The sequence below is a fragment of the Siphonobacter sp. BAB-5405 genome, assembly GCF_002872335.1.
In the GTDB taxonomy this organism is placed as follows: Bacteria; Bacteroidota; Bacteroidia; order Cytophagales; family Spirosomataceae; genus Siphonobacter.
Map to the genome: position 1 here is coordinate 1 of NZ_NJAG01000199.1, position 547 is coordinate 547.

Consider the following 547-nt stretch of genomic DNA (forward strand, 5'->3'; position numbering starts at 1 on the left):
AAGCATTACCCGTTACGCTGGTCCGTTTCGACGCCCGATGCCGAAATCAGCAGATTCAGCTTGACTGGCGTACGGCTGCTGAGCAGCAGGTGAGCCATTTCGATCTTCAGTATAGTTCTGACTCCAAAAGTTGGGAAAACGTGGGCCGCGTACCGTTTCAAAAAGATGTTCACCAATATTCCTTTTCCAAAGCAGGACTCGCCATGGGCTATTACCGTTTAGTATCCGTGGATGTCGATGGAAGGCAGCAATCCTTCCGGGCTCAGTACGCTTCCTGTACGCTTACGCAGGATCAGGTCTATGTTTATCCGAATCCCGTAACCGACATCCTGACCCTTGAAAGTTCATTAACGGCGGCAGCGATCTGGACCTGCGGGTGTATACGGCTCAGGGCTTACTCTTGAAAAGCGAAACGTCTGCAAGCGGCCAAAGGCACCAGCCAGATTCCGGTTACTCTGAAAGCCCTGCAACCGGGTATTTATCTGGTATACCTTTCCTGGAATCAGGGATCGCAGCAGCAGGTATTCCGAATTATTAAGAATTAACC

At 50.6% G+C, this 547-nt stretch carries 1 pseudogene; it reads left to right on the top strand.

The window, feature by feature from the left end:
- Positions 1–404 (top strand): annotated as a pseudogene (locus tag BWI97_RS27960) (hypothetical protein); the annotation flags it as partial.
- Positions 405–547: the final 143 nt, after the last annotated feature.